Raw genomic sequence first — 25,138 nt, forward strand, 5'->3', positions numbered from 1 at the left:
AGGAATATCAAAATTGGCGCAAATTATTATCCAATTGTACATTCCGTCACATTTATTCTATTGATGATAGAAACCATTCTCATTATCATTGATCTGTTGATTATTTACTCTTTCCTTACGTTGGCTAATCATCTGGCCTCATGCCGCCTTGCCGCCCCATGAGGTAATCATCCAGTTAGCGAGATATAAGTAGGTCCCTATGCAATTCACTCCTGACAGTGCGTGGAAAATTACCGGTTTTGCCCGTGAAATCAGCCCGGCTTATCGTCAGAAACTGTTGTCACTTGGCATGCTACCCGGCTCCTCTTTCAACGTGGTACGCGTCGCCCCACTCGGCGATCCTATCCATATCGAAACGCGTCGCGTAAGTCTGGTATTGCGTAAGAAAGATCTGGCGTTATTAGAAGTGGAAGCGGTTTCCTGTTAATACAGTGAGTCTATAAAAATGAAAAAACTAACCATTGGTTTAATTGGCAATCCTAATTCCGGCAAGACTACTTTATTCAACCAGCTTACCGGCGCACGCCAGCGTGTAGGCAACTGGGCTGGCGTTACCGTTGAGCGTAAAGAAGGTCATTTCGCAACGACGGACCACCAAGTCACGCTGGTTGATTTACCCGGCACCTATTCTCTGACGACAATCTCATCCCAGACCTCTCTCGATGAGCAGATCGCCTGTCACTATATTTTAAGCGGCGACGCGGATCTCTTGATCAACGTGGTCGATGCTTCAAACCTTGAACGCAACCTCTACCTGACGTTGCAACTGCTTGAGCTGGGCATCCCCTGCATCGTCGCGTTGAATATGCTGGATATTGCCGAGAAGCAGCAAATCCGTATCGATATCGATGCCCTCTCCGCTCGCCTTGGCTGCCCGGTGGTTCCGCTGGTATCCACCCGCGCCCGCGGCATTGAAGCGCTGAAACTGGCGATCGATCGCTACAAAGAAAACGACACCGTCGAGCTGGTTCATTATGCCCAGCCGCTGCTGCAGGAAGCGGATTCCCTCGCCGATGCGATGGCCAAAGATATGCCGTTAAAACAGCGCCGCTGGCTGGGCCTGCAGATGCTGGAAGGTGATATCTACAGCAGGGCCTACGCGGGTGATGCCGCGCAAAACCTTGATGCCGCCATTGCACGTCTGAGCGAGACAATGGACGATCCGGCACTGCATATCGCCGATGCGCGCTATCAGTGCATTGCCGCTATCTGCGATACCGTCAGCAACACCCTGACGGCAGAGCCGAGCCGCTTCACCACCGCAGTAGATAAAATCGTCCTCAACCGCTTCCTCGGGCTGCCGATTTTCCTGTTCGTGATGTACCTGATGTTCCTGCTCGCCATCAACATTGGCGGCGCGCTGCAACCGTTGTTTGACGTCGGCTCCGTAGCGCTCTTTATCCATGGTATTCAGTGGATTGGCTACACGCTGCACTTCCCGGACTGGCTCACTATATTTTTGGCGCAAGGTCTTGGCGGCGGGATTAACACCGTGCTGCCACTGGTACCGCAAATCGGCATGATGTACCTGTTCCTCTCCTTCCTTGAAGACTCCGGTTACATGGCGCGCGCCGCGTTTGTAATGGACCGTCTGATGCAGGCGCTGGGGCTGCCGGGCAAATCGTTTGTCCCGCTGATCGTCGGCTTTGGCTGTAACGTACCGTCGGTGATGGGCGCACGTACGCTGGACGCCCCGCGTGAACGTCTGATGACCATCATGATGGCGCCGTTTATGTCTTGTGGCGCTCGCCTGGCGATTTTCGCCGTCTTTGCCGCAGCGTTCTTTGGTCAGAACGGTGCGCTGGCGGTCTTCTCACTGTACGTACTGGGCATCGTTATGGCGGTATTGACCGGTCTGATGCTCAAACACACCATCATGCGTGGCGAAGCAACGCCGTTCGTGATGGAGCTGCCGGTGTACCACGTGCCGCACATTAAGAGTCTGATTATTCAGACCTGGCAACGCCTGAAAGGCTTCGTTCTGCGTGCGGGTAAAGTCATCATCATCGTCAGCATTTTCCTCAGCGCGTTTAACAGTTTCTCGCTGAGCGGAAAAATCGTCGACAACATCAACGACTCTGCTCTGGCTTCCGTCAGCCGCGTAATCACGCCGGTCTTCAAGCCGATTGGCGTTCACGAAGATAACTGGCAGGCAACCGTAGGTCTGTTCACCGGCGCGATGGCGAAAGAAGTGGTTGTCGGTACGCTGAACACGCTCTATACCGCAGAAAACATTCAGGAAGAAGAGTTCAACCCGGCAGATTTCCACCTCGGTGACGAGCTGCTCGGCGCGGTAGATGAGACCTGGCAAAGCCTGAAAGACACCTTCAGCCTGAGCGTACTGGCTAACCCTATTGAAGCCAGCAAGGGCGACGGTGAAATGGCTACGGGTGCAATGGGCGTGATGGGCGAAAAATTTGGCAGTGCTGCCGCCGCTTACAGCTACCTGATTTTCGTGCTGCTGTATGTGCCGTGTATTTCGGTAATGGGCGCTATTGCACGTGAATCCAGCCGTGGCTGGATGAGCTTCTCGATTCTGTGGGGCCTGAACATCGCCTACTCTCTGTCGACGCTGTTTTATCAGGCGGTCAGCTACAAAGAGCACCCGACCTACAGCCTGGTGTGCATTTTAGCTGTCATCCTGTTTAACATTGTGTTGCTGGGCCTGCTGCGTCGAGCTCGCAGTCGCGTGGATCTCGCACTGCTGGCGACCAACAGGACGGCAAGCTCCTGCTGTTCCAGCACCACTGGCGACTGCCACTAAGGTTATCGACAATGGCATCGCTTATTCAGGTTCGTGATTTATTGGCTTTGCGGGGACGCATGGAGGCAACTCAAATTAGCCACACGCTGCACACCCCGCAGCCCATGATTGACGCCATGCTGAATCAGTTAGAAAAGATGGGCAAAGCGGTGCGGATTCAGGAAGATGCCGACGGGTGTCTTTCCGGAAGCTGCAAGAGCTGCCCGGAAGGTAAAGCCTGCCTGCGCGAGTGGTGGGCTTTGCGCTAGTTCGATGCCGGATGGCGCTACGCTTCCGGTCTAAAAATGACTGCAAACGTCCTGGCCGGATAAAGCGTTTATGCTGATATCCGGCTTTTTGCGTAATGGATTCCACAAAGATGTCTCTGTTTCAGCAAAGCAGATCTATCCTCCAGCCTGGCGCGCATCGTTATCAACTCGTGGATGATTACTGGCGACCAGGGAAGTAGAGTCTCGTCATCTTGTTTCTCAGGTGACGGATCGCCATGAATACTGACACGACTGCTACGCCGCATGACGCGATTTTTAAAACGTTCTTAAACCACCCTGCTACCGCACGCGACTTTCTTCGACTCCATCTTCCAGCCTCTTTGCAAAAACTGTGCGATCTGAAAACGCTACAACTGGAATCGGGCAGCTTTATTGAGGACGATTTGCGCGCGTACTATTCCGATGTGCTGTGGTCATTAAAAACCCGCGAAGGCGATGGCTATATTTACACCATCATTGAGCATCAGAGTACCGCCGATGCCCATATGGCATTTCGGCTGATGCGTTATGCCATTGCGGTTATGCATCGTCATTTGGCTGCAGGTCACAAGAAACTCCCGCTGGTGATACCCATGCTTTTTTATCATGGCGCGGCTAGTCCATACCCCTACTCACTCTGCTGGCTGGACGAATTTGACGACCCAAAGGCTGCCAGACAACTTTATACCGCAGCGTTTCCACTGATCGATATCACCGTGGTTCCCGATGACGAGATCATGCAGCATCGCCGGATGGCGCTGTTGGAACTCATCCAAAAACATATTCGTAAACGCGATTTGATGGGGCTGGTAGAAAAACTGGCCATCCTGATTATTAAAGGACACGCTAATGACAGCCAGTTGAAAGCCTTGTTTAATTATCTAATGCAGGTCGGGGACACCACACATTTTACCGAGTTTCTTCATGAGGTCGCCGAACGTTTACCCCAACATAAGGAAAAGTTGATGACTATCGCCGAAAGATTACGACAAGAAGGGCATCTTAATGGTCTTCAGGAAGGTCATATGAAAGGGTTACAAGAGGGATTACAAGAAGGGTTACAAACGGGCTTACAACAAGGTAAACGAGAGGAAGCTTTACGTATTGCATCAACCCTGCAGGCTGATGGTATCGACCCGCTGACCATCTTCAGAATTACCGGCCTGACCGCTGAGGATCTGGCTACGCGCAGCCATTAATCTCAAGCCCGGTAAGCGTGGCTCTACCGGGCAACACAACAGATTTATAGGCGTTTTTTTAACGCCACCAGCGCTGCACAGAACTCTGCAGGATGCGAGATAAACGGTGCATGCGCCGCTTTAGCAAATATCAACGACTCGCTATGCGGCCACAGGGCATCGAGCATTGGGACCACTTTGCGCGGAACCAGTCCATCGAGATAGCCGTACAACCGCAGAAAAGGCATGTCCACAGCGCACAGAGGCTCACGCAGATCGACCGTTTTCAGAATCTCCAGTCCGCCATTGAGCACCTCGACCTTCGGCATGGGTAACGCCAGCACTGTTTTCTTCAGTGCCCGCGCATCCTGACGCGCGGTGTCCGTGCCCATCGTCTGCAACGCCAGAAAACGTTCCACCGTACGCTGGAAATCTTCGCTCAACTGCTGCTGGAAACCTGCCAGCACTTCTGGCTTGATACCCGGCCACTCGTCACGCGCGCTAAAGCAAGGGGAAGACGCCACGGTCACCAGCGCCTGAACACGTTCAGGATGGGTTAACGCCACCTGGCTTGCGACCAGCCCGCCCAGACTCCAGCCGAGCCAGATGGCTTTCTCCGGTGCCTGTTTTACTACCCGCTCAGTCATCTCTTCCAGCGACATTGCGCCGAACCCCTGGCTGCGACCAAATCCCGGTAAGTCGACAAGATGCAGCATGAAATGCGAACTCAATTCCTCGCTTATGCAATGCCACACTTGCGCATTCAGTCCCCATCCGTGCAGCAGCACAAGATGGCAATTTCCCGAACCCTGGGTCTGCCACCAGATGTCATTCATCAGTTATTGTTCTCTTTTAGCCTGAAAGGATGCTTCTATGCTAACAGTACCGGGATTGTGCTGGCTATGCCGAATGCCCCTGACGTTAGGGCATTGGGGGATCTGTTCAGTCTGCACACGGGCAACGCATCAGCACGTCAGCCGGTGCCCTCAATGTGGACTCCCTGCCGCACATACCGTCGTTCCCTGCGGGCGCTGTCTGCAAAAACCACCGCCGTGGCAGCGACTAGTTACCGTCAGCGACTATGCTCCGCCATTGAGCGGGCTTATCCACCAGCTCAAGTTTTCCCGACGTGGCGAAATGGCCCCCGCTCTTTCACGCTTGCTGTTGCTGGAGGTATTACAGGCCCGGCGTGTCAGCGGTCTTCCTCTGCCGGACAGGCTCGTCAGCGTCCCGCTCTGGCAACGCCGGCACTGGCGCAGAGGGTTTAATCAGAGCGACTTACTGTGTCGTCCCCTGGCACGCTGGCTAGGCTGCGACTGGGACAGCCGGGCCATCACGCGGGTTCGGGCAACCGCCACACAGCACCATCTCAGCGCCCGATTACGTAAACGTAACCTGAAAAACGCCTTTCGCCTTGAATTGCCAGTGCAGGGACTCCATATGGTCATTGTGGATGATGTCGTCACTACCGGAAGTACCGTCGCGGAAATCGCGCAGCTGCTTTTACGCAACGGCGCGGCGACTGTCCAGGTATGGTGCCTGTGTCGAACCTTGTAGAGCCTCGATGATGGGCGTATTATAACCAAGTAAAATAGTCAACTATTAGGCCATTACTATGATCCATATTTCCGATGCTGCACAAGCGCACTTTGCCAAACTGCTGGCAAATCAGGAAGAAGGGACACAAATCCGCGTATTTGTGATTAATCCCGGCACGCCTAACGCTGAATGCGGCGTTTCTTATTGTCCGCCGGACGCCGTGGAAGCAACCGACACCGCCATTAAATTTGACCTGCTGACCGCATATGTTGATGAACTGAGCGCACCGTATCTGGAAGATGCAGAAATCGATTTCGTTACCGACCAGTTAGGCTCCCAGCTGACCCTGAAAGCACCAAACGCCAAAATGCGTAAAGTTGCCGATGATGCGCCGCTGATGGAACGCGTGGAGTACATGCTGCAATCGCAGATCAACCCACAGCTGGCAGGTCACGGTGGTCGCGTCTCTCTGATGGAAATCACCGATGAAGGCTACGCTATTCTGCAGTTTGGCGGCGGATGTAACGGCTGTTCAATGGTGGATGTAACGCTGAAAGAAGGTATCGAGAAGCAGCTGCTGGCTGAATTCCCTGAACTGAAAGGCGTTCGCGATTTAACCGAACACCAGCGCGGCGAGCACTCTTACTACTAACGCCCCAACCTGTAGAGTTTCCGTAGGCCCGTTAAGACGCATCCGCGCCGCCATCGGGCATTGATGCCGGATGGCAGCGTAATCGCTTTATCCGGCCTACAACCTTGCATTTATCCGCATATTTCCTGCAACAATCCCCCTCATAATTTGACCAGCCTCTCATAATTTAAATTTTGCCTGCCCAGGTGATTTTCAAGCGCCGTATGTTACCCGTATCATTCGCATCAGCACCTAACACACACATAACAGCCAGCTAAACTGATTAGTTTTGAAGGCAACCAGCATTGGTGCTGAGAATGCTCTGTTCCCGGTCGGGACAATCGGAATTTGTCATTTAAACACTGACGTTACCCATAACAAAGTAAAGGCCAGGTAAATCATGCCATTAGTCATCGTTGCTATCGGTGTAATCTTGTTACTCCTCCTGATGATCCGTTTCAAAATGAACGGTTTCATCGCTCTCGTCCTGGTGGCGCTTGCTGTCGGATTGATGCAAGGGATGCCACTGGATAAAGTCATCGGTTCGATTAAAGCCGGCGTCGGCGGAACCCTTGGCAGCCTCGCCCTGATTATGGGTTTTGGCGCCATGCTGGGCAAAATGCTGGCGGACTGCGGCGGCGCACAGCGCATCGCAACCACCCTGATTGCTAAATTCGGCAAAAAACATATTCAGTGGGCGGTGGTATTAACCGGCTTCACCGTCGGTTTTGCCCTGTTCTACGAAGTCGGCTTCGTGCTGATGCTGCCGCTGGTGTTCACCATCGCCGCTGCTGCCAACATCCCGCTGCTGTATGTTGGCGTGCCGATGGCTGCTGCGCTGTCCGTAACTCACGGCTTCCTGCCGCCGCACCCAGGTCCGACCGCTATTGCCACCATTTTCCATGCAGATATGGGTAAAACCCTGCTGTTTGGTACGATTCTGGCAATCCCGACCGTTATTCTCGCCGGTCCGGTGTACGCTCGCTTCCTGAAAGGCATCGATAAGCCAATCCCGGAAGGTCTGTACAGCGCGAAAACGTTTACCGAAGAAGAGATGCCTGGCTTTGGGGTCAGCGTCTGGACCTCCCTGGTACCGGTTATCCTGATGGCGATGCGCGCCGTGGCGGAGATGATTCTGCCAAAAGGCCACGCTTTCCTGACGGTGGCAGAATTCCTGGGTGACCCGGTTATGGCAACGCTTATCGCGGTGCTGATTGCAATGTTCACTTTTGGTCTGAACCGTGGACGTTCGATGGATCAGATCAACGACACGCTGGTGTCCTCCATCAAAATCATCGCGATGATGCTGTTGATCATTGGTGGTGGCGGTGCCTTCAAACAGGTCCTGGTGGATAGCGGCGTGGACAAGTACATCGCGTCAATGATGCACGGTTCAAACGTTTCTCCGCTGCTGATGGCATGGTCTATCGCTGCGGTACTGCGTATCGCACTGGGCTCCGCAACCGTTGCAGCGATCACCGCTGGTGGGATTGTGGCACCGCTGATTGCAACGACCGGCGTAAGCCCTGAGCTAATGGTTATTGCGGTTGGTTCCGGTTCCGTCATTTTCTCCCACGTGAACGATCCAGGCTTCTGGTTGTTCAAGGAGTACTTCAACTTGACCATCGGTGAAACCATCAAGTCATGGTCAATGCTGGAAACCATTATCTCCGTCTGCGGTCTGGTAGGGTGTCTGCTGCTGGGTATGGTGGTCTGATAAAACTGTGCCGGGTGGCGCTTCGCTTACCCGGCCTACCTGCTATCACCCTAATAAAGCCGGGGAAATCCCCGGCTTTATTACTTCTTCTTCGCGGCCGCTTTTCGGCGCTTATCCAAATCCTTAATCAGCTTGTTCACACCGTCATCGGCAAACATCTGCTCCAGCGTGGCGGTGAGCTTACGCCGCCAGTTTTTGTACTGGTCGCTGGTCCCCGGAATATTGACGGGCTCAGCCATATCCAGCCAGTCTTCCGGTTGCAGGCCCAACAGCGCACTGTTGCTGTCAGCGATGTAGCGTTGCATGCCGCGATTAAGAATCGGCGTCATCGACATCAGTGACGCCTTGTGACCAGCACGTTTTGGCAGGCACCCGTATTTGTGCAGCGCGTCCAGCAGCCCCTGTTTCGCCAGTTCTCTGTCCTGATACAACCCACGCAGCACGACTTCATCCGGGTACAGACCCAGCGCCTTACCCAGCGTCAGATCGCCGCTATCCCAATAACCTTTAAGCGTAGGAAGGTCATGCGTCGCCGCGACTGCCATTGATTGTTCCGGGTACGCTTTCGGCGCGCGGAAGTTTTTCTCATGGTCATTCTCAAAATAAAGCACTTTGTATGAGTACACGCCGCTGTCACGCAGCTTGCTGACGATCTCTACCGGCACAGTCCCCAGATCTTCACCAATTACCATGCAGTGATGACGTTTACTTTCCAGCGCCAGAATTGAAAGCAGATCGTCGACCGGATAATGCACGTAGGCGCCGTGATCGGCAGTTTCACCGTAAGGGATCCACCACAGACGCAGCATCGACATAACATGGTCGATACGCAACGCACCGCAGTTCTGCATATTGGCACGCAGCAGTTCGATAAACGGTTCGTAAGCGCGTGCCGTGATGATATGCGGATCCATCGGCGGCAATCCCCAGTTTTGCCCGAGCGGACCGAGAATATCCGGCGGTGCGCCAACCGAGGCTTTCAGGCAATACAACTCGCGGTCGCACCAGGTTTCCGCCCCGCCTTCGGCTACGCCGACAGCCAGATCGCGATATAATCCAATCGGCATCGCAAAGCCCTGGCTGGTTTTCCAGCAATCAGCAAACTGGGTATACGCCAGCCACTGCAACCACAGGTAGAAATCCACTTCATCACGATGCTCTTCGCAAAAGCGTTTTACCTCTGGCGAATCCACCGACTGGAAAGCTTGCGGCCACACCGGCCAGCCCCAGCGCAGTGCGTCCTCTTTCACCTGATGCGCATGCAGCGCATCAAAGGCCGCCTGCCAGTACAGGCTATCCCCTTCCTGAATCACAAACTGGCGAAATGCCGCCATCTGCTCATCGTCACGTGCAGAGAAGCTTTTCCACGCCATACGCAGCGCTGTCATCTTCAATGCGGTAACGGCAGAATAATCAACCCACTCGGTATCACGCGCACGTTGCAGAGCTTGCTGAGTCGCGGGTTTCTGCCACCAGGCCTGCGCCTTTTTACTCAGGCGAAAATCGTCTACTGCGTTCACATCTATATAAATAACGTTCAACCAGCGGCGTGACGACGGGCTGTACGGACTGGCACTCTCCGGGTTCGCCGGATACAGCGCGTGAATCGGATTCAGGCCGATAAACGCGCCGCCGCGTTGCGCCACCTCCACCAGCATGGCACGGAGATCGCCAAAGTCGCCAATCCCCCAGTTTTTTTCTGAACGCAGGGTATAGAGCTGAACGCATGCGCCCCACAGCTTCTGCCCGGCTAACAGAGCCTGCGGCTCATAGCAGCGTTTCGGCGCGACGATGATGCGGCAATGGGTACGCAACTCCCCCTGGGTGAGGGTAAGCGTGTGATACCCTTCCGGCAGCTTCGCCGGAAGGTTGAACGATTTACCGCCGACGGCATGCCCTTTGTGCTGCACGCCCTCTTCGGTGGTCAGCAGCCAGGTAAACTCTCCGCGTCCCTCAACTGCCAGCGGCATTTTCTTACCAGCGGTATAGACCATGACATTCGGCACCGGGGTCACCGCCACCTGAGCGGTGGCGGTGGAGCGATGCATAGCGTCAAGCAAACGCCGCTTGGTTTCGACGCCAATAGACTGCGGTTTACCGTGGGCATTAATGTAATTGGGGCTAATCCCCGCCGCCAACGCGGCATTATCCAGACGTTTGCTTTCCATCGCGATTCCTTAACGTTTCGCCTGCCAGATACGAGTCTGATAATCGCGGATGGAGCGATCCGAACTGAACATGCCGCAACGCGCGGTATTCAGAATCGCCGCCCGGGTCCAGGCTTCCTGGTCACGATACAACACGTCAACCTGCTTCTGGGCTTCAACGTAGGCCGCGAAGTCCGCCATTACCAGATACGGGTCACCGCCCTGCTTGCCGATACTGTGCAGCATCTGGTCGAAGGCATGTTTATCGCCGTCGCTATACTTCCCGCTTTCCAGCTCTTTCAGAACAGCATCCAGCACTTTATCTTTCTTACGCCATTTCACCGGGTCGTACCCTTTGGCCTTGAGCGCCTTCACCTCTTCCACGGTATGACCAAAGATAAAGATATTCTCGTCACCGACCTTCTCGGCGATTTCGACGTTTGCGCCATCCAGCGTACCGACGGTTAACGCACCGTTCAGCGCCAGCTTCATGTTACCGGTGCCGGAAGCCTCTTTCCCTGCGGTGGAGATTTGCTCAGAGATATCCGCCGCTGGGATCAACATTTCCGCCGCCGAGACACAATAATCCGGCAGGAATACGACCTTCAGCTTGTCGCCCACTTGCGGGTCGTTATTGATGGTTTCTGCAACCTTGTTAATGGCGAAGATGATATTTTTCGCCAGGTAGTAACCCGGAGCGGCTTTCGCGCCAAACAGGAATACGCGCGGCACGCGATCGGCCTGCGGGTTCTCACGGATTTCTTTGTATAACGCCAGAATATGCAGCAAGTTGAGGTGCTGACGCTTGTACTCATGCAGGCGTTTAATCTGAATATCAAAGAGAGCGTTAGTCGTTATCTCAATACCGGTACGCGCTTTAATAAACTTCACCAGACGCACTTTGTTCGCCAGCTTGATGTCACGATACTGCTGACGAAACTTCGCGTCGTCGGCGTATTTTTCCAGGTTAATCAACTGATCGAGGTCGTTGGCCCACTCTTTTTTCAGCGATTTATCCAGCAGCGCGGCAAGTGCCGGGTTGCACTGCTTAATCCAGCGACGCGGAGTAATCCCGTTAGTGACGTTATGGAATTTGTTCGGCCAGAGCTGATGATATTCCGGGAACAGATCCTTCACCACCAAATCGGAGTGCAGCGCCGCCACGCCGTTAACCGCAAAGCCGCTGACCACGCACATGTTGGCCATACGCACCTGTTTGTTGTGCACCACCGCCAGCTTCGCCCAAACTTCAGCGTCACCCGGCCAGGTTTTATCGACCAGCGTCTTAAAGCGGTCGTTAATCTCTTTGATGATTTGCATATGGCGCGGCAGTAGTGCTTTCACCAGCTTCTCGTCCCAGCACTCCAGCGCCTCTGGCATCAAAGTGTGGTTGGTATAAGCAAAGGTCTTACTGGTAATAGCCCACGCATCGTCCCAGCTCATCTGGTGCTCATCAATCAGCACACGCAGTAGCTCAGGGATGGCGATGGTCGGGTGAGTATCGTTGAGCTGAATCACCTCAAAATCAGCCAGCTCATGCAGTTTACGCCCTGCCAGATGATGGCGGCGCAGAATGTCAGCTACGGAGCAAGCGCACTGGAAGTATTGCTGCATCAGGCGCAGCTTTTTACCCGCAGTGTGGTTGTCGTTCGGGTACAGCACTTTGGTCAGTTTTTCAGCGTCGATGCCCTGCTGCTCTGCGCGCAGGAAATCGCCGTCATTAAATTTGGTCAGGTTAAACGGATGTGCGTGGCTGGCCTGCCACAGACGTAGCGGTTGCGCCACGCCGTTACGGTAGCCGAGAACCGGTAGATCCCAGGCCTGGCCGGTGATAACAAACCCCGGCTCCCAGTGCCCTTCTTTGGTGACCTTGCCGCCAATCCCTACTTGCACATCCAGTGCTTCGTTGTGACGGAACCACGGATAGCTGCCGCGATGCCAGTCATCCGGGGCTTCCATCTGCTGCCCATCGGCAAATGACTGACGGAACAGGCCGTACTGGTAGTTGAGACCATAGCCCGTCGCCGATTGACCGACTGTCGCCATCGAATCAAGAAAGCAGGCCGCCAGGCGTCCCAATCCACCGTTACCCAGTGCCGGGTCGATCTCTTCTTCCAGCAGGTCGGTCAGGTTAACGTCATGCGCTTTCAGCTCATCGCTCACGGCCTGATACCAGCCGAGATTGAGTAAGTTGTTGCCGGTCAGACGGCCAATCAAAAACTCCATCGAGATGTAGTTAACATGGCGCTGATTTTTTGCCGGCTTCGCCGCAGGCTGGGCGCTGAGTAACTCAGCCAACGCCCCACTCACTGCCTGCCACCACTGGCGCGACGTCATTTCTTGAGCCGACAGTAAACCGAAGCGCTGCCACTGACGCGTCAGGGCAGCCTGAAATTGATCTTTGTTGAAAGTAGGCTGTGACATAGGGGTTCCAGATCCTTAGGTAATAAAACAACGTTATCGCTAGTTTGCCAGGCTCGTTGTTGACCTTCCTCATCCTGGCACGGATTAGGCAGGGAGGAGGAGCGGGGATGAGCATAAAAGTGTGATCGCTGCCACTTAAAGAGGGTGTTATCGCCCGTAAATTCGCGTAAGTCCGGCATAACGCCCCTGTAATGCCCAACGGACGACGCATTAATAACAAGAGATAAATCGACAATATCAAATAGAGGGGTGACGATGGGAAACAATCTGTAAACAGAGAAATAGTTTCTAACCTGAAATATCCAAGGTGGATAAGATAATTCACATAAAACTTTTAAGTCGGCCACAAAATTCGGCTCTTTACATTAAGCAACTGAGTAACCTTATAAAATGGGAGGTATTTTTCGGCTCAGCCAAAATACCGACGGATCCAGTCGCCACGCCTGTTGTGACTCTTTAAAGCAATTAATGTAATAGATGTTTAGATTTGTGACATAGTGCAAAATCAGACACACAAAAAGTCCGCTTAGCTTGCATAAAACACTAATCTGGCCGACCTTATATCTATTAATTACGAAGCGCAAAAAAAATCATTTTTCCCCATTTTCACACAGTGAAGTGACTAACTTATGTTGATTCCGTCTAAATTAAGTCGTCCGGTTCGACTCGACCATACGGTGGTTCGTGAGCGCCTGTTGGCTAAACTTTCCGGCGCGAACAATTTCAGGCTTGCCCTGATAACAAGTCCTGCTGGTTATGGAAAAACAACGTTGGTTTCACAATGGGCAGCGGGGAAGAACGACTTAGGCTGGTACTCTCTGGATGAAGGCGATAATCAACAAGAGCGCTTTGCCAGCTATCTGATCGCCGCTATCCAGCAGGCAACCGGTGGACACTGCACCACCAGCGAAGCGATGGTGCAAAAGCGCCAATACGCTAGCCTGACGTCACTGTTTGCGCAGCTATTTATTGAACTGGCCGAGTGGCACCGCCCGCTCTACCTGGTAGTGGATGATTATCATCTCATCTCCAATCCGGCAATTCACGAAGCGATGCGTTTCTTCCTGCGTCATCAGCCTGAGAACCTCACGCTGGTCGTGCTGTCGCGCAACCTGCCGCAGTTGGGTATTGCCAACCTGCGAGTACGCGATCAATTGCTGGAGATAGGCAGCCAACAGCTGGCGTTTAACCACCAGGAAGCCAAACAATTTTTTGATCGACGTTTGTCCTCACCTATCGAAGCGGCAGAAAGCAGCCGGATGTGCGATGACGTTGCTGGCTGGGCCACGGCGTTACAGCTGATTGCCCTCTCCGCCCGCCAGAACAACCATTCTGCGCACCAGTCCGCACGCCGCCTCGCCGGGATCAACGCCAGCCATCTGTCCGATTATCTGGTTGATGAAGTGCTGGACAGCGTCGACCTCGGCACCCGTCATTTCCTGCTGAAAAGCGCCATTCTGCGCTCAATGAACGACGCACTGATCGTCCGGGTCACTGGGGAAGAAAACGGCCAGATGCGGCTGGAGGAGATTGAGCGCCAGGGATTATTCTTGCAGCGGATGGATGACGTCGGTGAGTGGTTCAGCTACCACCCGCTGTTTGGCAGCTTTTTACGCCAGCGCTGTCAGTGGGAGCTGGCAAGCGAACTGCCCGAAATACACCGCGCCGCCGCTGAAAGCTGGATGGCGCAAGGCTTCCCCAGCGAAGCTATCCACCACGCGCTGGCGGCCGGCGACGCCCATATGCTGCGCGATATCCTGCTTAACCATGCGTGGGGACTGTTTAACCACAGCGAGCTGACGTTACTGGAAGAGTCGCTGAAAGCCCTGCCGTGGGAAAGTCTGCTGGAAAATCCGCGTCTGGTTCTGCTGCAAGCCTGGCTGATGCAAAGCCAGCACCGCTACGGCGAGGTTAATACCCTGCTGGCGCGCGCTGAGCAGGAAATGAAAGGCGACATGGAACCGACGCTGCACGCCGAATTTAACGCCCTGCGTGCGCAGGTCGCGATTAACGACGGAAATCCTGACGAAGCCGAGCGCCTGGCAAAGCTGGCGCTGGATGAGTTACCCATCGCCTGGTTCTATAGCCGTATCGTCGCCACCTCGGTACATGGTGAAGTCCTGCACTGTAAGGGCGCTCTCACGCGTTCTCTGGCGTTGATGCAGCAAACCGAGCAAATGGCGCGCCACCATGACGTCTGGCATTACGCACTGTGGAGTTTAATCCAGCAAAGCGAAATTTTGTTTGCCCAGGGCTTTTTACAGGCCGCCTGGGAGACTCAGGAAAAAGCGTTTCAGCTGATCAAAGAGCAGCATCTGGAACAGTTGCCGATGCACGAGTTCCTGGTGCGTATTCGCGCGCAGCTGCTGTGGGCATGGGCGCGCCTGGACGAATCGGAAGCGTCTGCCCGCGCGGGTATTGAACTGCTTTCCACATTCCAGCCGCAGCAACAGCTACAGTGCCTGGCGCTGTTGATTCAATGTTCGCTGGCCCGGGGGGATCTGGACAATGCGCGTAGCCTGCTCAACCGCCTGGAAAACCTGCTGGGTAACGGTCACTATCACAGTGACTGGATCTCGAACGCCGATAAGGTACGGGTGATTTACTGGCAAATGGTGGGCGACAAAAATTCGGCCGCCAACTGGCTGCGCCACACGCCGAAACCGGAATTCGCCAATAACCACTTCCTGCAAAGCCAGTGGCGCAACATCGCCCGCGCGCAGATCCTGCTGGGCGAGTTTGAACCGGCTGAGATTGTGCTGGAAGAGTTGAATGAAAATGCGCGCAATCTGCGCCTGATGAGCGATCTGAACCGTAACCTGCTGCTGCTTAATCAGCTCTACTGGCAGGCAGGACGCAAAAATGACGCACAGCGCGTGTTACTCGACGCGCTGCAGCTGGCGAACCGCACCGGATTTATCAGTCACTTTGTCATTGAAGGTGAGGCCATGGCGCAGCAACTGCGTCAGCTGATTCAGCTCAATACCTTACCGGAACTCGATCAGCACCGCGCCCAGCGTATTTTGCGTGAGATTAACCAGCATCACCGCCATAAATTCGCCCACTTCGATGAAGGATTCGTTGAGCGTCTGCTTACTCACCCGGAAGTACCGGAGCTTATCCGCACCAGCCCGCTGACCCAGCGCGAATGGCAGGTTCTGGGACTGATTTATTCGGGCTACAGCAACGAGCAGATCGCCGGAGAATTGGCCGTCGCGGCAACGACCATCAAGACGCACATCCGCAATTTGTATCAAAAGCTCGGCGTCGCACACCGCCAGGATGCGGTGCAACATGCGCAGAAACTGCTGAAAATGATGGGGTATGGGGTTTAGTTAATGCCTGATACGCTACGCTTATCAGGCTTGGAATTAACTTAGCACAGCTCTAACTGAATATGATGGTCCGCAATAACCTGCATCACGCCATCTGGCGGCAGCGTGTCGGTATACACCGCATCCACCATGCTGATACTGCCCATATTCACCATCGCGTTACGCCCAAACTTCGAGTGATCCACCACCAGCATCACATGCCGTGAATTCTCAATAATCGCGCGCTTGGTGCGAACTTCGTGATAATCAAACTCCAGCAGGGAGCCATCGCTATCGATACCGCTAATCCCTAAGATGCCGAAGTCCAGGCGGAACTGAGAAATAAAGTCGAGGGTCGCTTCGCCCATAATACCGCCGTCGCGGCTACGCAGTTCGCCACCGGCGAGTATGATGCGAAAATCCTCTTTCGCCATCAGCGTATTCGCTACATTGAGGTTGTTGGTCACAATGCGTAAATTGCTGTGATTGAGCAGCGCGTGAGCCACCGCTTCCGGCGTGGTGCCGATATCAATGAACAACGTAGAACCGTTCGGGATCTGCGTGGCAACTTTGCGGGCAATGCGCTCTTTTTCCGCCGTCTGTGTCGCTTTACGGTCATGCCACGGGGTGTTGACCGAGCTGGAGGGCAGCGCCGCGCCACCGTGATGGCGCAAAATCATGTTCTGATCGGCCAGATCGTTAAGATCGCGGCGAATCGTCTGCGGGCTGACGGAGAAATGCTCCACCAGCTCCTCAGTACTGACGTATCCCTGTTTCTTTACCAGCTCGATGATCGCGTCATGTCGTTGTGTTTGCTTCATTATTATTCCCTGAAATTACGTTCGTTTTCGTACATTCATAGTATCGGCAAACGCCATTGCCAGACCCACGGCCAGCCCGGCGATATGTGCGCCGTTCGCCATCGACATGCCGAACACATCAAACCAGCCGGCAACAATCCAGATCAAAGCAAAGATAATCAAACCACGCTGCAGGAAAATACCACTTTGTGGATCGCGCTCGCCGCGCAACCACACATAACCCATCAGCGCATATACCACGCCAGACAGCCCACCAAACCACGGGCCGCTAAATTTCTGCTGAACGTAGCCGCTTAGCAGGGCGCTGATCACGGTAATTACAATCAGTTTTCCGCTGCCCAGACGCTTTTCTACCGCACCGCCGAGATACCACCACCACAGCAGGTTGAACAGAATATGCATCAGCGAGAAGTGCATAAAAGCGTGGGTGAAATAACGCCAGAATTCAAATTTCAGCGAAGGGTCAAACGGCCATGCCAGCCAGAGCATCACGGTCTGGTCGCCCAGCGTGTTCATCGCGATAAACACCAGCACACACGCTGCCATCACCACCCAGGTTACCGGGCCTGCGCGTTCGCGCAATGTGGCCAGGAACGGATAACGCTGATAGCGCAGACCGCTGTCAGTATGACCCGACTGCCAGCTTGCCGCGAGGTAACGCGGATCGCCTGGATTCTCCAGAAATCGCGCCAGCTCAGCATGCACGCGCTCAGCCTGGGCCTCATCCGCCAGCCAGACATCCGTTTGCTGATGTTGTTGAATCGTCAGGATAACGCCCTGTGTCGCCATATAATCAACAAATGCCTGCGCCACGCGGGGGTTAGCAAAAGAGGTAATCATCAACATGGTTGCTGTCGCTTATTCCACACAAAAGAGGACAGTATATATACCCTTCTTACTTCGAGCTGCATCTTTGTTGGCTTTCCTCACTCACTCCGGTCACATACTGTTCGTACGCGCCCGGAGATTTGCTGCGTCGCCGTCGCGATGCAACTCGAATTAATTTGGGTATAGTCTTACGAACCGTATGCCACTTCTGCCGGAAAATGTCGATGCCAGGCGTCGAAGCCGCCGTCAACACTGTAAACCGCGTCATAGCCCTGCTGAAGAAGATATTGCGCCGCGCCTTTACTGCTGTTGCCGTGATAACACATTACTAACACGGCGGTGTCGAAATCATGCTCGCGCATAAATGACCCCAGCGTGTCGTTCGTCAGATGAAACGCCTGCGGGGCGTGACCCATCGCATAGCTTTGCGGGTCGCGGATATCCACTAACACCGCGGCCCCCTGGTGCAGCTTCTGATGCGCTTCTTCGACATTAATACATTCAAACTGATCCATTGCTCTCTCTTCTTTATATTGCAGGTGACGCTTTTCAGACATGTTACTTCTTAGTGTACGTCCCGACGGCAGTTAAACGCCATAATGTTATATGTATCACTGTAAATTGTTTATCCGATGTTACCAATGGCGCGATTCTTTGCTATTATGCTCGATAACGAACATTAATGAGCTATAACGAAAGTGCGAGAGGCCAGCATGGAAACCAAAGATCTGATTGTGATAGGTGGAGGCATCAACGGTGCCGGTATCGCGGCAGATGCCGCTGGACGCGGTTTATCCGTGCTGATGCTGGAAGCGCAGGATTTAGCCTGTGCCACCTCTTCCGCTAGCTCCAAACTCATCCACGGTGGCCTGCGCTACCTGGAACACTACGAATTTCGCCTGGTGAGCGAAGCGCTGGCCGAACGTGAGGTGTTGTTGAAAATGGCACCGCATATCGCCTTCCCGATGCGCTTTCGTCTGCCCCATCGCCCGCACCTGCGTCCAGCGTGGATGATCCGCATTGGTCTGTTTATGTACGATCATCTGGGCAAACGCACCAGTTTACCGAGTTCGACCGGTTTGCGTTTTGGCGCAGATTCCGTAATGAAACCTGAGATTGTGCGCGGTTTCGAATATTCCGACTGCTGGGTAGACGATGCGCGACTGGTTTTGGCAAACGCCCAAATGGTCGTACGCAAAGGCGGAGAGGTGTTAACCCGCACTCGCGCTACCTCCGCTCGCCGTGAAAACGGATTGTGGATTGTTGAAGCTGAAGATATCGATACCGGTAAAAAGCATACCTGGCAGGCGCGTGGTCTGGTCAATGCCACCGGCCCATGGGTGAAAGAGTTCTTCGACGACGGCATGCATCTGCCATCGCCGTACGGTATTCGTCTGATTAAAGGCAGCCACATCGTAGTGCCGCGCGTCCATACCCAGAAGCAAGCTTATATTCTGCAAAACGAAGATAAACGTATTGTGTTTGTCATCCCATGGATGGACGAATTCTCGATCATCGGGACGACTGACGTCGAATACAAAGGCGACCCGAAAGCGGTAAAAATTGATGAGAGTGAAATCAATTACTTGCTGAAGGTCTACAACGCGCACTTTAAGAAACAGCTGGGCCGTGACGATATCGTCTGGACCTACTCGGGCGTACGTCCGCTGTGCGATGACGAGTCCGACTCGCCGCAGGCTATCACCCGTGATTACACGCTGGATATCCACGATGAAAACGGCAAAGCGCCGCTGCTGTCGGTCTTTGGCGGTAAGCTGACGACCTACCGTAAGCTGGCCGAACACGCGATGGAAAAACTGGCGTCGTACTATCAGGGAATCGGTCCGGCGTGGACAAAAGAGTGCATTCTGCCAGGCGGTGACATCGGCGGCGATCGTGAAGATTACGCGGCCAAACTGCGCCGTCGCTACCCGTTCCTGACCGAGTCGCTGGCGCGCCATTATTCGCGCACCTACGGCAGTAACACCGAATGGATTATCGGGGAAGCCACCTCGCTTGCCGAGTTAGGTGAAGACTTCGGCCATGAGTTCTATGAGGCCGAGCTGAAATATCTGGTCGATCACGAATGGGTGCGCCGTGCGGAAGATGCGCTGTGGCGTCGCACGAAAGAAGGTATGTGGCTGAACGCTGAACAGCAGTCGCGCATGACCCAGTGGCTGGTGGAGTACATTGAGAAACAGCAGCTGTCGCTGGCGTCTTAAGATACTCGATATAAAACTGTAGGCCCGGTAAGCGTCAGCGCTACCGGGCCTTTTGCCGGATGGCGGCTAACGCCTTATCCATCCGGCCTACAGATCGTCCTGCCCTTGTTACAACCGCACCGAGTCGATATGCCAGATGTTTTCGGCGTACTCTTTGATCGTCCTGTCCGACGAGAAGTAGCCCATGTTGGCGATATTAATCATCGACTTGGTGGTCCACTCTTCCGGGTGGCGATACAGTTCGTCAACCTTATCCTGGCAGTCAACGTAGCTGCGATAATCCGCCAGAACCTGATAGTGGTCGCCAAAGTTGATCAGCGAGTCAACCAGGTCACGATAGCGCCCCGGCTCCTCAGGACTGAATACACCGCTGCCAATCTGCGTCAGCACCTGGTGCAGCTCTTCGTCTTTCTCGTAATACTCACGCGGCTTGTAGCCCTGGCTGCGTAAGGCTTCGACCTCTTCCGCCGTATTACCAAAGATAAAGATATTTTCTGCGCCCACATGCTCCAGCATCTCGACGTTGGCACCGTCCAGCGTCCCAATGGTCAGCGCGCCGTTGAGGGCAAACTTCATATTACTGGTACCAGAGGCTTCGGTCCCGGCCAGCGAAATCTGCTCAGACAGGTCGGCAGCAGGAATAATCACCTGCGCCAGGCTGACGCTGTAGTTAGGAATAAACACCACTTTCAGCTTGTCACCAATTTGCGGATCGTTGTTGATCACTTTCGCGACGTCGTTGATCAGGTGAATGATGTGCTTCGCCATATAATAGGCCGAAGCCGCTTTACCGGCGAAGATATTCACACGCGGCACCCACTCGGCGTCAGGATCGGCCTTAATGCGGTTGTAGCGGGTGATCACATGCAGCACGTTCATCAACTGGCGTTTGTATTCGTGAATACGCTTGATCTGCACATCAAACAGCGATTTCGGGTTCACCACCACGTTAAGCTGCTGGGCAATGAGCGTTGCCAGACGTTTTTTATTCTCCAGTTTCGCACGGCGCACCGCCTGATTTACCAGCGGGTAATCGCAGTGCTGTTCAAGCTCGCTTAGCTGGCTGAGATCGGTTCGCCAGGTGCGGCCAATGTTCTCATCCAGTACCTCAGAGAGCGATGGGTTAGCCAGCGCCAGCCAGCGGCGCGGCGTCACGCCGTTGGTGACGTTACAGAAGCGAGTCGGGAAAATCTTCGCAAAGTCAGCAAACAGCGACTGCACCATCAGGTTGGAGTGCAGCTCAGAAACGCCGTTAACCTTGTGGCTCACCACCACTGCGAGCCATGCCATACGCACCCGGCGGCCATTGGATTCATCGATAATCGACGTCCGTCCCAGCAGACTGGTATCGTTCGGATACTGTTCCTGCAACGTCTTCAGGAAGTAGTCGTTAATCTCAAAGATGATTTGCAGATGGCGCGGCAGAATTTTGCCCAGCATATCGACAGGCCAGGTCTCCAGCGCTTCGCTCATCAAGGTGTGGTTGGTATACGAGAAGACCTGGCAGCAGACCTCAAACGCATTATCCCAACTGAATTTGTGCTCATCGATCAGCAGACGCATCAGCTCAGGAATCGACAGTACCGGATGGGTGTCGTTGAGGTGAATGGCGATCTTATCCGCCAGGTTGTCGTAGGTTTTGTGCAGTTGATAATGGCGGTTCAGGATGTCCTGCACCGTGGAGGAGATCAGGAAATACTCCTGGCGCAAACGCAGCTCGCGTCCTGAATAGGTGGAGTCATCCGGATACAGCACGCGGGAGACGTTCTCGGAGTGGTTTTTATCTTCCACCGCCGCAAAGTAGTCACCCTGGTTAAATTTACCGAGGTTGATTTCGCTACTGGCCTGGGCATTCCACAAGCGCAGCGTATTGGTGGCGTCTGTGTCATAACCGGGAATAATTTGGTCGTAGGCTACCGCGAGGATCTCTTCAGTTTCTATCCAGCGCGTTTTCTTGCCTTCCTGCTGAATACGCCCGCCAAAGCGCACTTTGTAGCGCGTATTGTGGCGTTTGAATTCCCACGGGTTACCGTATTCCAGCCAGTAGTCTGGTGACTCTTTCTGTCGGCCATCAACAATGTTCTGTTTGAACATGCCGTAGTCATAACGAATACCGTAGCCGCGTCCCGGCAGACCCAACGTTGCCAGTGAGTCCAGGAAGCAGGCCGCCAGGCGCCCGAGGCCACCGTTGCCAAGACCAGGGTCGTTTTCTTCATCGATCAGATCTTCAAGATCCAACCCCATACCTTCCAGCGCATTTTTGACATCGTCATAAATACCCAACGATAACAGTGCATTGGAAAGTGTGCGGCCAATCAGAAACTCCATTGACAGATAATAAACCTGTCGAGTTTCCTGGGATAATTGCGCACGGTTAGAACGCAGCCAGCGCTCCACGAGACGATCGCGCACCGCGAACAACGTGGCGTTCAGCCACTCATGTTTATTGGCAATGACCGGGTCTTTACCAATCGTGAACATCAGCTTGTAGGCGATAGAATGCTTAAGTGCCTCTACGCTGAGTGTGGGCGATGCATAAGTAAATGGAGCATTCATATAGGTGATTCCTGGATATCTATTTCAAACGATAGTAAAGCTCACGGTATGACTTCGCCGCGACTTGCCAGCTAAAATCCATGGTCATGGCCTGACGTTGTACAAACCGCCACAGCGAAGGCCGGGACCACAATACGAAAGCACGCCGGATCGCGCGTAGCAGCGACCAGGCATTACTATCTTCAAATACAAACCCACTGGCGATACCATCCGCCAGGTTTTCCAGCGAACTGTCAGAGACCGTATCAGCCAGCCCACCGGTGCGCCGCACCAGCGGCAGCGTGCCGTACTTCAGTCCATACAACTGCGTTAAGCCACACGGCTCAAAACGGCTGGGGACCAATATAACGTCGGCCCCACCCATGATGCGGTGCGAGAAGGCTTCGTGATAGCCAATCTGTACGCCCACCTGTCCCGGATGTTCCGCCGCCGCGGCGAGGAAACCTTCCTGTAAAACCGGATCGCCCGCGCCGAGCAATGCCAGTTGTCCACCCTGCTCTAACAACCCCGGTAGCGCTTCCAGCACCAGATCCAGCCCTTTCTGACTGGTCAGGCGGCTGACTACGGCAAATAGCGGCACTTTGTCGTTAACCTTAAGTCCCATCGCGATCTGTAGCTGGCGTTTGTTCTCCGCCTTCTCTTCCAGCGTTTCACGCGTATACCGCGACGCCAGCAGCAGATCGGTTTCCGGGCTCCAGATTTTTTCATCAACGCCGTTCAGCACACCGGAAAGACGTCCTTCACGATGACGCTGCTGCAACAGACCTTCCATGCCGTAGGCAAACTGCGGCTCGGTAATTTCCCGCGCGTAGGTCGGACTGACCGCCGTAATGTGGTCGGCGTAGTACAACCCGGCCTTCAGGAAAGAAATCTGCCCGTTAAACTCCAGTCCGTGCACGTTAAAGAACGACCATGGCAATTGGATGTCATCCATATGCTTTGCATAAAACATGCCTTGATACGCCAGGTTGTGCACGGTGAACACCGATTTCGCCGGATGGCCGCGCGCCGCCAGATACGCCGGGGCCAGACCGGCATGCCAGTCGTGCGCATGCACCACATCCGGGCGCCAGAATGGGTCAAAGCCACAGGCCATTTCACTGCCGACCCAACCCAGCAGCGCAAAACGCAGCACGTTATCGGTATATGCAAACAGGTTAGTGTCGTGATACGGGCTACCGGGACGGTCATAGAGATGCGGCGCGTCAATCAGGTAAATGCCCACACCGTTGAAATGCCCGAACAACAGCGTAATACGTCCGGCGAAGGTATCGCGACGCGTCACTACCTGCGCATCGGGAATGCCGCGACGGATATCAGGAAACGCCGGGAGCAGCACGCGGGCATCCACACCGTCCGCGATTTGCGCTGCGGGTAACGCCCCAATAACATCCGCCAGTCCCCCGGTTTTTAACAAAGGGAACATCTCTGAACAAACGTGTAAAACCTGCATTATCGCTCCTGTTTGATCTGCAGTTTGCGCAGCATTTCACGCGTGACCAGTACAATACCTTCCTCTGAACGGTAGAAACGACGAGCATCTTCTTCCGCGTTTTCACCAATCACCATGCCTTCAGGAATAACGCAGGCGCGGTCGATAATGCAACGACGTAAGCGGCACGAACGTCCCACCCACACTTCAGGTAACAACACTGCCGAATCAATGTTACAGAATGAATTCACCCGCACTCGCGGGAACAGAACGGACTGCACTACCACCGAACCAGAAATAATACAGCCGCCAGAGACCAGCGAGTTCAGCGTCATTCCGTGGCTACCGGAACGGTCCTGAACAAATTTCGCCGGCGGCAGTGATTCCATATGTGTACGGATTGGCCAGTCCTGGTCGTACATATCCAGTTCAGGCGTCACCGAAGCCAGATCGAGGTTTGCTTTCCAGTAGGCTTCCAGCGTTCCCACATCGCGCCAGTACGGCTCGGATTCCGGGTCAGACTGTACGCAGGACAATGGGAATGGATGTGCATATGCCATGCCAGCTTCGGTGATTTTCGGGATGATGTCTTTGCCAAAATCGTGACTGGATTTTTCATCGAGGTCATCTTCCGCCAGCAGTTCATACAGATAATCGGCGTCGAAGATGTAGATCCCCATACTGGCAAGCGATTTGGTCGGATCATTAGGCATCGCTGGCGGGTTGGCGGGTTTTTCAACGAACTCGATAATTTTATCGGTGTCGTCCACGTCCATTACGCCAAACGCGCTGGCCTCTTCAATAGGCACTGGCATACAGGCCACTGTGCAACGCGCGCCTTTCTCAACGTGGTCGATCAGCATGCGTGAGTAGTCCTGCTTATAAATATGATCGCCCGCGAGGATCACCACATATTCCGCTTTATAGCGTCGAATGATGTCCAGGTTTTGGGTCACCGCATCCGCCGTACCGCGATACCAGTTTTCACCCTGCATCCTCTGCTGGGCAGGCAGCAGATCGACGAACTCGTTCATCTCTTCACTAAAGAACGACCAGCCGCGCTGAATATGCTGCACCAGCGTGTGTGACTGGTACTGAGTGATCACGCCGATACGGCGGATCCCGGAATTAAGACAGTTGGATAAGGCAAAATCGATAATGCGGAACTTACCGCCAAAGTGCACGGCAGGCTTGGCACGCTTATTGGTTAAATCTTTCAGGCGAGTACCGCGGCCACCGGCCAGGATCAGGGCAACAGATTTTAATGGCAGCTGGCGCGCCAACATTACACGATCGTTCTTCTCTAAACTTACCATG

General features: G+C 54.1%; 18 protein-coding genes. 9 read left to right on the forward strand and 9 right to left on the reverse strand.

Annotated features, from left to right (window positions below; genetic code table 11):
- Positions 1 to 199 precede the first annotated feature (199 nt).
- From feoA to OGV93_RS07715, 4 genes are all read left to right on the forward strand, one after another.
- Positions 200 to 427: a ferrous iron transporter A gene (gene feoA, locus OGV93_RS07700; RefSeq protein ID WP_003023519.1), complete on the forward strand. Its 228-nt coding sequence runs from the start codon at positions 200 to 202 to the stop codon at positions 425 to 427.
- Between the two features lie 18 nt (positions 428 to 445).
- The gene (feoB, locus tag OGV93_RS07705) at positions 446 to 2,764 is read left to right on the forward strand and encodes a Fe(2+) transporter permease subunit FeoB (protein WP_016157644.1); all 2,319 of its coding nucleotides are present in this window, start codon (positions 446 to 448) and stop codon (positions 2,762 to 2,764) included.
- 11 nt (positions 2,765 to 2,775) lie between these two features.
- Entirely contained in the window at positions 2,776 to 3,012 is a 237-nt protein-coding gene (feoC, locus tag OGV93_RS07710) for a [Fe-S]-dependent transcriptional repressor FeoC (RefSeq protein WP_003023516.1), read from the forward strand.
- 236 nt (positions 3,013 to 3,248) lie between these two features.
- Positions 3,249 to 4,211: an Rpn family recombination-promoting nuclease/putative transposase gene (locus tag OGV93_RS07715; protein WP_104652057.1), complete on the forward strand. Its 963-nt coding sequence runs from the start codon at positions 3,249 to 3,251 to the stop codon at positions 4,209 to 4,211.
- Between the two features lie 44 nt (positions 4,212 to 4,255).
- On the opposite strand, the gene bioH is transcribed toward OGV93_RS07715, so the two are convergent.
- On the reverse strand, positions 4,256 to 5,026 hold the full coding sequence (bioH, locus tag OGV93_RS07720; protein WP_200011859.1) for a pimeloyl-ACP methyl ester esterase BioH: 771 nt from the start codon (positions 5,024 to 5,026) through the stop codon (positions 4,256 to 4,258).
- 37 nt (positions 5,027 to 5,063) lie between these two features.
- Between bioH and gntX the strand changes: the two genes are divergently transcribed.
- From gntX to gntT, 3 genes are all read left to right on the forward strand, one after another.
- The gene (gene gntX / locus OGV93_RS07725) at positions 5,064 to 5,747 is read left to right on the forward strand and encodes a DNA utilization protein GntX (protein ID WP_016154807.1); all 684 of its coding nucleotides are present in this window, start codon (positions 5,064 to 5,066) and stop codon (positions 5,745 to 5,747) included.
- 58 nt (positions 5,748 to 5,805) lie between these two features.
- Positions 5,806 to 6,381, forward strand: coding sequence for a Fe-S biogenesis protein NfuA (nfuA, locus tag OGV93_RS07730; protein WP_003023509.1), 576 nt, complete (start codon positions 5,806 to 5,808; stop codon positions 6,379 to 6,381).
- A gap of 379 nt (positions 6,382 to 6,760) precedes the next feature.
- The gene (gene gntT / locus OGV93_RS07735) at positions 6,761 to 8,077 is read left to right on the forward strand and encodes a gluconate transporter (protein ID WP_003023507.1); all 1,317 of its coding nucleotides are present in this window, start codon (positions 6,761 to 6,763) and stop codon (positions 8,075 to 8,077) included.
- A gap of 80 nt (positions 8,078 to 8,157) precedes the next feature.
- On the opposite strand, the gene malQ is transcribed toward gntT, so the two are convergent.
- Together malQ and malP are read right to left on the reverse strand one after the other, a co-directional pair.
- The gene (gene malQ / locus OGV93_RS07740; protein WP_287109489.1) at positions 8,158 to 10,245 is read right to left on the reverse strand and encodes a 4-alpha-glucanotransferase; all 2,088 of its coding nucleotides are present in this window, start codon (positions 10,243 to 10,245) and stop codon (positions 8,158 to 8,160) included.
- A gap of 9 nt (positions 10,246 to 10,254) precedes the next feature.
- A complete protein-coding gene (gene malP / locus OGV93_RS07745) occupies positions 10,255 to 12,648 on the reverse strand; it encodes a maltodextrin phosphorylase (RefSeq protein WP_287109490.1) in 2,394 nt (797 codons plus the stop codon).
- A gap of 629 nt (positions 12,649 to 13,277) precedes the next feature.
- On the opposite strand from malP, the gene malT reads away from it, so the two are divergent.
- Entirely contained in the window at positions 13,278 to 15,983 is a 2,706-nt protein-coding gene (malT, locus tag OGV93_RS07750; protein ID WP_287109491.1) for an HTH-type transcriptional regulator MalT, read from the forward strand.
- Positions 15,984 to 16,024: 41 nt separating this feature from the next.
- Here the strand turns inward: malT and OGV93_RS07755 are convergent, their stop codons facing one another.
- The 3 genes from OGV93_RS07755 to glpE all read right to left on the reverse strand — a co-directional run bounded on the left by OGV93_RS07755 (position 16,025) and on the right by glpE (position 18,126).
- Positions 16,025 to 16,783 (reverse strand): DeoR/GlpR family transcriptional regulator, encoded by a 759-nt coding sequence (locus OGV93_RS07755; protein ID WP_287109492.1) that lies wholly within the window; start codon positions 16,781 to 16,783, stop codon positions 16,025 to 16,027.
- Between the two features lie 15 nt (positions 16,784 to 16,798).
- Positions 16,799 to 17,629 (reverse strand): rhomboid family intramembrane serine protease GlpG, encoded by an 831-nt coding sequence (gene glpG / locus OGV93_RS07760; protein ID WP_080859330.1) that lies wholly within the window; start codon positions 17,627 to 17,629, stop codon positions 16,799 to 16,801.
- A 170-nt stretch (positions 17,630 to 17,799) separates the two neighbouring features.
- A complete protein-coding gene (glpE, locus tag OGV93_RS07765) occupies positions 17,800 to 18,126 on the reverse strand; it encodes a thiosulfate sulfurtransferase GlpE (RefSeq protein WP_003023495.1) in 327 nt (108 codons plus the stop codon).
- A gap of 198 nt (positions 18,127 to 18,324) precedes the next feature.
- Here glpE and glpD point away from each other — a divergent pair, with 198 nt between their 5' ends.
- Positions 18,325 to 19,833, forward strand: a complete 1,509-nt coding sequence (gene glpD / locus OGV93_RS07770) for a glycerol-3-phosphate dehydrogenase (RefSeq protein ID WP_047415950.1) — start codon at positions 18,325 to 18,327, stop codon at positions 19,831 to 19,833.
- 108 nt (positions 19,834 to 19,941) lie between these two features.
- Here the strand turns inward: glpD and glgP are convergent, their stop codons facing one another.
- From glgP to glgC, 3 genes are read right to left on the reverse strand one after another with little or no spacing between them, the layout of a single operon-like run.
- A complete protein-coding gene (gene glgP, locus OGV93_RS07775) occupies positions 19,942 to 22,389 on the reverse strand; it encodes a glycogen phosphorylase (protein WP_287109493.1) in 2,448 nt (815 codons plus the stop codon).
- A 19-nt stretch (positions 22,390 to 22,408) separates the two neighbouring features.
- Positions 22,409 to 23,842, reverse strand: a complete 1,434-nt coding sequence (glgA, locus tag OGV93_RS07780; protein ID WP_016154814.1) for a glycogen synthase GlgA — start codon at positions 23,840 to 23,842, stop codon at positions 22,409 to 22,411.
- Entirely contained in the window at positions 23,842 to 25,137 is a 1,296-nt protein-coding gene (glgC, locus tag OGV93_RS07785; protein ID WP_016154815.1) for a glucose-1-phosphate adenylyltransferase, read from the reverse strand. The genes glgA and glgC overlap by 1 nt, the downstream gene beginning before the upstream one ends.
- Between the last annotated feature and the right edge of the window lies 1 nt (position 25,138).

Source organism: Citrobacter sp. Cb031 (genome assembly GCF_030336725.1).
Lineage (GTDB): Bacteria > Pseudomonadota > Gammaproteobacteria > Enterobacterales > Enterobacteriaceae > Citrobacter > Citrobacter braakii.

Coding starts and splice junctions, on each gene's coding strand:
- feoA (WP_003023519.1), top strand. CDS start 200: ATGCAATTCACTCCTGACAGTGCGTGGAAAATTACCGGTTTTGCCCGT.
- feoB (WP_016157644.1), top strand. CDS start 446: ATGAAAAAACTAACCATTGGTTTAATTGGCAATCCTAATTCCGGCAAG.
- feoC (WP_003023516.1), top strand. CDS start 2,776: ATGGCATCGCTTATTCAGGTTCGTGATTTATTGGCTTTGCGGGGACGC.
- OGV93_RS07715 (WP_104652057.1), top strand. CDS start 3,249: ATGAATACTGACACGACTGCTACGCCGCATGACGCGATTTTTAAAACG.
- bioH (WP_200011859.1), bottom strand. CDS start 5,026: ATGAATGACATCTGGTGGCAGACCCAGGGTTCGGGAAATTGCCATCTT.
- gntX (WP_016154807.1), top strand. CDS start 5,064: ATGCTAACAGTACCGGGATTGTGCTGGCTATGCCGAATGCCCCTGACG.
- nfuA (WP_003023509.1), top strand. CDS start 5,806: ATGATCCATATTTCCGATGCTGCACAAGCGCACTTTGCCAAACTGCTG.
- gntT (WP_003023507.1), top strand. CDS start 6,761: ATGCCATTAGTCATCGTTGCTATCGGTGTAATCTTGTTACTCCTCCTG.
- malQ (WP_287109489.1), bottom strand. CDS start 10,245: ATGGAAAGCAAACGTCTGGATAATGCCGCGTTGGCGGCGGGGATTAGC.
- malP (WP_287109490.1), bottom strand. CDS start 12,648: ATGTCACAGCCTACTTTCAACAAAGATCAATTTCAGGCTGCCCTGACG.
- malT (WP_287109491.1), top strand. CDS start 13,278: ATGTTGATTCCGTCTAAATTAAGTCGTCCGGTTCGACTCGACCATACG.
- OGV93_RS07755 (WP_287109492.1), bottom strand. CDS start 16,783: ATGAAGCAAACACAACGACATGACGCGATCATCGAGCTGGTAAAGAAA.
- glpG (WP_080859330.1), bottom strand. CDS start 17,629: ATGTTGATGATTACCTCTTTTGCTAACCCCCGCGTGGCGCAGGCATTT.
- glpE (WP_003023495.1), bottom strand. CDS start 18,126: ATGGATCAGTTTGAATGTATTAATGTCGAAGAAGCGCATCAGAAGCTG.
- glpD (WP_047415950.1), top strand. CDS start 18,325: ATGGAAACCAAAGATCTGATTGTGATAGGTGGAGGCATCAACGGTGCC.
- glgP (WP_287109493.1), bottom strand. CDS start 22,389: ATGAATGCTCCATTTACTTATGCATCGCCCACACTCAGCGTAGAGGCA.
- glgA (WP_016154814.1), bottom strand. CDS start 23,842: ATGCAGGTTTTACACGTTTGTTCAGAGATGTTCCCTTTGTTAAAAACC.
- glgC (WP_016154815.1), bottom strand. CDS start 25,137: ATGGTAAGTTTAGAGAAGAACGATCGTGTAATGTTGGCGCGCCAGCTG.